At 44.5% G+C, this 6,807-nt stretch carries 9 protein-coding genes; 4 read left to right on the plus strand and 5 right to left on the minus strand.

Annotation, left to right across the window (positions count from 1 at the left end):
- Positions 1-101: 101 nt before the first annotated feature.
- Entirely contained in the window at positions 102-737 is a 636-nt protein-coding gene (slmA, locus tag A3735_RS25155) for a nucleoid occlusion factor SlmA (RefSeq protein WP_068512101.1), read from the plus strand.
- Positions 738-1,072: 335 nt separating this feature from the next.
- Positions 1,073-1,723, plus strand: coding sequence for a methyltransferase (locus A3735_RS25160; RefSeq protein ID WP_068508015.1), 651 nt, complete (start codon positions 1,073-1,075; stop codon positions 1,721-1,723).
- Between the two features lie 32 nt (positions 1,724-1,755).
- Here A3735_RS25160 and A3735_RS25165 read toward each other — a convergent pair whose 3' ends face one another.
- The 3 genes from A3735_RS25165 to A3735_RS25175 all read right to left on the minus strand — a co-directional run bounded on the left by A3735_RS25165 (position 1,756) and on the right by A3735_RS25175 (position 4,184).
- On the minus strand, positions 1,756-2,001 hold the full coding sequence (locus tag A3735_RS25165; protein ID WP_068512097.1) for a DUF6868 family protein: 246 nt from the start codon (positions 1,999-2,001) through the stop codon (positions 1,756-1,758).
- Positions 2,002-2,115: 114 nt separating this feature from the next.
- Complete coding sequence (locus tag A3735_RS25170; RefSeq protein ID WP_068512094.1) at positions 2,116-2,748, minus strand: FKBP-type peptidyl-prolyl cis-trans isomerase; 633 nt, start codon at positions 2,746-2,748, stop codon at positions 2,116-2,118.
- A gap of 65 nt (positions 2,749-2,813) precedes the next feature.
- Entirely contained in the window at positions 2,814-4,184 is a 1,371-nt protein-coding gene (locus tag A3735_RS25175) for a wax ester/triacylglycerol synthase family O-acyltransferase (protein ID WP_068512090.1), read from the minus strand.
- Positions 4,185-4,531: 347 nt separating this feature from the next.
- Here A3735_RS25175 and A3735_RS25180 point away from each other — a divergent pair, with 347 nt between their 5' ends.
- The gene (locus A3735_RS25180; protein ID WP_068512085.1) at positions 4,532-5,137 is read left to right on the plus strand and encodes a YigZ family protein; all 606 of its coding nucleotides are present in this window, start codon (positions 4,532-4,534) and stop codon (positions 5,135-5,137) included.
- 24 nt (positions 5,138-5,161) lie between these two features.
- Here A3735_RS25180 and A3735_RS25185 read toward each other — a convergent pair whose 3' ends face one another.
- Together A3735_RS25185 and A3735_RS25190 are read right to left on the minus strand one after the other, a co-directional pair.
- Entirely contained in the window at positions 5,162-5,623 is a 462-nt protein-coding gene (locus A3735_RS25185; protein ID WP_068512081.1) for a CopD family protein, read from the minus strand.
- A 113-nt stretch (positions 5,624-5,736) separates the two neighbouring features.
- The gene (locus tag A3735_RS25190; RefSeq protein ID WP_068512077.1) at positions 5,737-6,306 is read right to left on the minus strand and encodes a DUF3365 domain-containing protein; all 570 of its coding nucleotides are present in this window, start codon (positions 6,304-6,306) and stop codon (positions 5,737-5,739) included.
- Positions 6,307-6,436: 130 nt separating this feature from the next.
- Here A3735_RS25190 and A3735_RS25195 point away from each other — a divergent pair, with 130 nt between their 5' ends.
- Positions 6,437-6,640: a DUF2892 domain-containing protein gene (locus tag A3735_RS25195; RefSeq protein WP_068512074.1), complete on the plus strand. Its 204-nt coding sequence runs from the start codon at positions 6,437-6,439 to the stop codon at positions 6,638-6,640.
- The last annotated feature ends 167 nt before the right edge of the window (positions 6,641-6,807 follow it).

A 6,807-nucleotide genomic window follows, 5' to 3' on the forward strand; every position in this document is an offset into this window, starting at 1 on the left:
GCTTCAGCCTCTTCGCCAATAGAGGGCTTGATCGTCTAGTCATATTGACTCAAGATAGACCTTAATACTTATTTAGTGATTATTTATAGGAAACGCTGAGAATGCCGGACCAGCCGACAAGCAATACCCCTAATAGCAAGACAGAAAAAAGCAACAAGCCTAATCGTCGCCAGCAAATTCTGGAAGTGCTGGCTCAGATGCTTGAGAAGAATCCTGGCGAAAGGATCACAACCGCTAAACTTGCCAAGGAAGTCGGCGTCACTGAAGCAGCGCTATACCGACACTTTCCCAGCAAAGGGAAGATGTTTGAAGGCCTGTTAGAATTTATAGAAGAGTCGGTATTTACACGCATCAAATTGATTACTCAAGAAGTCCCTGGAAGCATTGAGCGACTTCAGCGGATCGTAATCTTTATATTGGCTTTTGCTGAAAAGAACCCCGGTATGTGTTCTTTATTAGTAGGCGGTGCATTGGCGGGTGAAAAGCCAAAAATTCGACAGCGTTCTGCCCAGTTCTTTGATCGTCTTGAAACTCAGTTACGCCAAATAATCCGAGAAGCTGAAATTCGCGAGCAAAAGAGACCTCGCCTAACCGGCAGCAGTGCAGCGAGTTTGCTCACTTTAAATATCGAAGGTCGTATCCACCAATATGTGCGTAGCGAATTTAAGCGTAGCCCTACGCAAGGTTGGTCAGCACATTGGCCCATGCTTGCTAGTAGTTTATTCCAGAGTGACTAAGCTATCCGCCTCAATAAGCTCTCCCTTGTAGCTTATTGAGGCTCTTCAACCCTCACAGGATTTCATTTATCTTCCAACCGAGTTCTACCACTCGTTAAAGCTACAAGGTTTAGCCAAGCTAGAATTAGTTGCCGTTAGCCAGTTGTTAATCCTAACAAGCGCCAATTATCAGCGATTTTCCCAGTACAAAGAATAAGCGAAATACATTGCCTTTCTTTACAGGTGCTATACCCTAAGTAGTACTCCGTTTTGTCATTTATCCTCGATACCTGGCTCAGCGCCACTCTGTGCTAATTATCTATAAAGATATTTAGCGCAAATACGAAGGCAGCCAAATGACAGACTTACGCTTGTGCTACCAAACCATTGAGTTTGGTAAGACCGATATTCATCTCTGTACACTCCGTGACAGACAGCAATTTCATGATCCGGAAGGCATCGCTGAGAAACTGGGCATCAGCTCTGCAGCATGGCCCATCTTCGGTGTCATCTGGCCTTCCAGTATGGTGCTCGCACACTTCATCTTTAACTACACTATTGGTGATAAAAGGGTCCTGGAAGTTGGTTGCGGCATGGCTTTATCGAGTTTATTACTAAATAAGCAGCACGCCGATATTACTGCCACTGACTACCACCCTGAAACTGAAAAATTCTTACAACGAAATACCGAACTTAATAGCGACGCCGACATCACCTTTGAACGTATAGACTGGGCTAAAGATAATGATAGCTTAGGCCTTTTCGACCTGATCATTGGTAGCGATATATTATATGAAGACGAACACATTAGCTTATTAGCTAATTTCTTTGAAAGACACTCCAAGCCAACAAGTGAGGTCATTTTGGTAGATCCTGGGCGCGGCAAAAAAAACAAACTCAGCAAACGAATGATTGACTTTGGTTTTAGCTCAAGCCACTTTAAGCCTGAGCATACCGACTATTTAGAGGGCCAGTTCAAAGGCCATATTCTAAAGTTTTCACGCTAGCCGTAGGCTGCGCTACTCAGGTCAAAGCAGAGCTAATGCCACATAATCTTCAACGCAAGGTAGGGCGCAACAAAAAACACCAAAGTCATGACTTTGTACTGGCTTAGAAAGCTAAGATAAACAGGGGCCAGTTGCTTTTCCTCAAGATCAAACATCTTGCTGTGTATCGATGTAATGGCCTCTTTGAAAAATACCACCGCGATACTAGCCAGAGACAGATAAGCAAGATTAATCAAAACCGCCCAACCTAATAGTTCAGTAAGTTGCGTAATTGTCATCCCTCAGCCCTCCTATTACTTTGTAAATACAGAGAAAGCAGAAGCTTCCTAGGCCTTAATCAGGCACCACGCAGTATTGCTCTTCGAGGTGCCTGGTAGCAAAAACGGCAAGTCTTACTTAACAATATTCATCAGGTGAACATCGAATACCAGTACCGCGTTAGGCGGTATTGCTGGCGGCGAGCCCATTTCACCATAGGCTAGCTTAGAGGGTACTACAAAGCGCCACTTTGAGCCGACAGGCATCATTGATAAACCTTCCGTCCAACCGGGGATAACCTGATCTAATGCAAACTCAGCGGGTTCATTTCGGGTAATAGAGCTGTCAAAAACCTGGCCATCAATGAATGAGCCGTGATAGTGAACGCGTACAGTCTGATCAATACTAGGCTTATCGCCCTCTGCACTTTCCAGAATTTCGTACTGTAGACCTGAGTCGGTAACTTGTACGCCTTCTCGCTTGGCATTTTCATCTAAGAAAGTTTTGCACAAATCCTGATACTTCTCGGTACGATCTTTCTCGAACTGCATGCGCTTTTCTTTAATCGTGTCATAGGCTTCGTTGAGTTCGCTTTCGGACAAAGCCGAAGGTTCACCATTAAAGCATGCTCGCAAAGCCTGAATCGTTGCTTCAATATCCATTCCCTCGAAGCGGTTCTTTTGCATCTGACGGCCAAACTGCCATCCAAATCCATAGCTCACTTTCTGCTCGAACGATTGAGGTTTATCTTCAGTCTTCTTTGTCATATCTCTATATCTACTAGTCGTTAAGTTTGTTACTTGCCAATCGAAATGGTCAGTAGGGTAATATCTTAGATGTCAGCTGCCACTTCCAATTCCTCTAATCCCTTCTGTACATAATCCAGCAAACGCTGCATAGACGGCAAGGTGCGGCGGCAAGCCGTAAAGCCGAATTCTAACTGATCTACATAACTGACCAAAGTAATATTCAAGGCAATACGATCCAGAGGTATTGAAACGGGATACATCCCCTCTAGCTGCGCACCATTCCAATACTGTGTTTTCTTTGGCCCTGGTACATTAGAAATAACAACGTTGAATGCCTGAAGTTTTTCCGACAAACCCGTTAACATATTCAAACCAGCGGGTGCCAAGGTCAAAGCGGTATAATTGATCGCTTCTTCAAGCGACATCTGTGAGTATCGCTCTTTGGAATCTTTGACCGAATTTTTTACCATTTCCAAGCGTTTAGCTGGGTCAGCAACATGGGTTCCCAGGCTAGCAAGGATCATCGCAATTTGATTTCCCGCCGCACTATCATCTCGGCGCATAGACATTGGAACCATCGCAACTAAGGGTTTAGTGGGTAAGGAATGTTGACTAATTAAATAATTACGTAAGGCACTACCGCAAACAGCCAACACAACATCATTCAGTGTGGCGTCCATTTTCTTAGCCAAGGTTTTAAAGCGTTCTATTGGATATGACTGCGCTGCAAAACGACGCGAGCCTGTTATTGGCTTATTTAGAATACTGTTCGGCGCCTGAAACACAGAGACATAATCTGGATTAGATCGTGCCTGCCCTATAGCATGACTCACTTCTTTAATAAGCGTCGGCACCGTAGAAATTTGCTTCCCGGCCTCACCGACGATATTTGCCAGACTCTGCGCAATATTGGCATTATTAATATTTTCTGGACGGATCTTCTTCACTTGAGGCAAGGCCCACAAAGGCGGTAAACCACGAGCTTCAGGGTCTTCTGATAACAGCTTAGCTGTCATCCGCATTGCCGCCACACCGTCTAACATACAGTGGTGCGCTTTAAAGTACATCGCAAAACGACGACCTCGAATACCTTCAATCAAATGGCTTTCCCACATTGGTCGCTCTCGATCCATTAGGGCGCCATGCTTAACCGAAACCAAGGCGAGTAGTTCTCGAATTCTTCCTGGCTTTGGTAAGGCGCTATGACGAAAGTGATGCTCTAGATCAAACTGAAGATCTTCTTCCCAATGGTATTGGCCGAAGCGAGATTTTAAACGCTGATTAAAAGGCGCGATGGGTTGCTGAAAGGAACGCATATACTCAGCAAGCTCTGTCACATATTTTGGGCCGGCATCTTCAGGAAAGTGATAAAGGTGCAAACCACCCACATGCATTGGCTGCTGACGTTTCTCGAGCCATAAGAAAATCTGATCTGCTAAACTCAATGATTTCATAAAGATTCCATCCAAACTGTGAGTAAAAACGCGAAAAACTGCTCAGCCATATTTAAACTGTTTCCCCTGGCCAACTACAACTGGCACTCATCCTATGGGCCCAACAAGATTAAGTTTGGCGGCATCGCTATCAATAGTTATAAGCTACACATTCACCAAAGTGTAAAGAGCGCGCAAGGATACCCGAGATCGCCTATTCGGCATAGTGCTAAGACATATTCAATCTGGCAATATCACAAAAATTTATGCTAGTTTACAATTTTAGTCGAGATCAGAGTTTCGTCGAACCAACATCTCGTTTATAGGCTGTGCGTAAGTCGGCTTATCCCAATCAGGAACATCCAGCCATGGCGCTTAGTTACTTAGTCCCTAAAGACTGCATTGAAACTACTTATGAAATAAAGAAGAGTCGTTTTATCGCCCGGCATTTTAGTGTTACAGATAGAGAGCAGGCCATGCTAGCTTTGGCACAAGCTAAACGAGATTACCCCGATGCTCGCCATCATTGCTGGGCCTACCAAATCGGTCCACCTCATAGTCCGAGTTTCGCGGCCATGTCTGACGATGGCGAACCCGGTGGCACCGCAGGCAAGCCGATACTGAATGTCATTCAACATAAAGATATTGGCGATGCCATGATCATTGTGATTCGTTATTTTGGTGGTATAAAGCTCGGCGCAGGCGGATTAGTCAGAGCATACTCCCAGGCGGCCCAGCAAGCCTATGACGAAGGTGAAACAGAGTTGAAAGTGGAACTCGACGAATTCCAAATACAATGTGATTTTTCAGACGAACAGGCTATCCGACACTGGCTTTTTCAACATCAAGGCGAAGTCATCGGCACTGAGTATCAACAAGCCGTGACGATGAAGATAGCCATTGATGATCGACATCTAAGCGACTTGAGTGCTTACCTGCATGCACTCAAAAGCGCCTCTTTGATTCAGCCTTAAGCCCTCTAAGTTTTCTTCACTTACTTAGGCAGAAAACAGGAATTTACCACCACTTGCGATAGCAATAACGATCAAGCCCAGTGTCAGGTTAATTGCGACGATTTTACGGATTAGATTTAAGTGCGTCGCGGCATCAGGCCAACGATTCTCGCTCACTGCAGCTTTCATACGCTTAAATGGAACAAAGTATAAATGCCCAAACAATAAAAACATGATATAGCCTAGACCAAGCATCATATGAACATGCTTACCTATCGAAGCAAAGCCACCATATAAGGCAATCATGCCATGACCGCTCACCAATAAAACAGCAACTGCTATCCATACCCAAAAAAAGAAACGCTTAAAGGTATCTTGCCACAAACTTAGACGTAGCGGAGGTTCCAATAAGCTTGCTGCAACAGGACGAAGACATAGATAGGCGAAAAACATTCCGCCAACCCAAATTGTTGCAGCCAATATGTGGAGCGTAAGCGCGATGGCCATTGTGAAAACTCCTTTTAAATCGTCACCAGAAATCTACATACAAAGATAAGGGGGCTATTCTGTCACTTATTCACTCACAAATCGATTAGGCCAGAACGAAATATCTTCCGTATTTACTTCGCGGTGTGCAACAAACTAAAGGCCCCACGAATCTGTCCTTCCTGATAACCTACCGCCCTATCGTGCGGGTACTGTTCCGAGAGTGCCTTTTGAATATCTGTTGTTAGACTCTCTCCATGACACGACAAGCACATACCTTGAGTTGGAATAGCCTTCATCATACGAAAGGTACTCCCTTCTTTTTTCACCGCTGCTAACTGTGTAGCAGGCTTTCCGGCTTTGAGTTGCTGTTCAAAGTCAGCAAGTACTTTCGCCTCCCAGGCATCTGGCTTGTTATCAGGGTTACGTGTTTTAAGGCTGGTGCGGGAAACTGTCCATTTTCCTTGGCTATGTTTGCTGGCGATTTTTTCTGCATCCACAGAACAAGCCTCAATACCCTTGGTAAAGCCACCTTCTTTTACCGCTGCTTGCAGGCTTGATTTCAACTCTCCTGCAAATTGTTGAATCACTTGCTTACCTTCGCTTGCTAGGTCTGAAGCGGTTTCAGCACTGCTAGCACCAGCCCAGCCTAGTACAGGCAGCAACAAAGCAACAGATAATCTTTGACAAGATACTTTCATCATACTCTTCCTCTCATTCTGGCAAAACTTAGGTAAACCATCACATAGCAGCGATTATATTAGCATTGACTAATATAATTCAAGCATCTATATTAGTAAAACCTAATATTTAGTTTAGAAGAGGTTTTAGATCATGAATATCGATAGAACTGTATTTGCCGTTGCCGGGCTGTTTATTCTTGTTAGTGTTATTCTCAGTCAGGTCCATTCGGTCTATTGGCTGGCATTTACGGCTTTTGTTGGCGTCAATATGTTTCAGGCAGCATTCACAGGATTCTGCCCAATGGCCATGCTACTAAAAGCCTTAGGAAAAGAGCCCGGTTGCGCATTTCGTTAAGCGCCAACTTTTAATGTGGGGCTCGCCTTTTTGCGTCGGGCCTTATATTTACGTTTTTTAAATTTGTTTTGCGCTTTAAGGCCAGCTAAGGCTGAAAGGTGTGTATCTTTTGCCCTACATAGTAAGTGACTGATTTGTTGTTCAAGTGGCAGCATAAAATCAGCATA

This window comes from Oleiphilus sp. HI0061 (assembly GCF_001635675.1).

Bases quoted from the DNA above. Each gene is read 5' to 3' on its own strand.
- slmA (WP_068512101.1), top strand. From the start codon at position 102: ATGCCGGACCAGCCGACAAGCAATACCCCTAATAGCAAGACAGAAAAA.
- A3735_RS25160 (WP_068508015.1), top strand. From the start codon at position 1,073: ATGACAGACTTACGCTTGTGCTACCAAACCATTGAGTTTGGTAAGACC.
- A3735_RS25165 (WP_068512097.1), bottom strand. From the start codon at position 2,001: ATGACAATTACGCAACTTACTGAACTATTAGGTTGGGCGGTTTTGATT.
- A3735_RS25170 (WP_068512094.1), bottom strand. From the start codon at position 2,748: ATGACAAAGAAGACTGAAGATAAACCTCAATCGTTCGAGCAGAAAGTG.
- A3735_RS25175 (WP_068512090.1), bottom strand. From the start codon at position 4,184: ATGAAATCATTGAGTTTAGCAGATCAGATTTTCTTATGGCTCGAGAAA.
- A3735_RS25180 (WP_068512085.1), top strand. From the start codon at position 4,532: ATGGCGCTTAGTTACTTAGTCCCTAAAGACTGCATTGAAACTACTTAT.
- A3735_RS25185 (WP_068512081.1), bottom strand. From the start codon at position 5,623: ATGGCCATCGCGCTTACGCTCCACATATTGGCTGCAACAATTTGGGTT.
- A3735_RS25190 (WP_068512077.1), bottom strand. From the start codon at position 6,306: ATGATGAAAGTATCTTGTCAAAGATTATCTGTTGCTTTGTTGCTGCCT.
- A3735_RS25195 (WP_068512074.1), top strand. From the start codon at position 6,437: ATGAATATCGATAGAACTGTATTTGCCGTTGCCGGGCTGTTTATTCTT.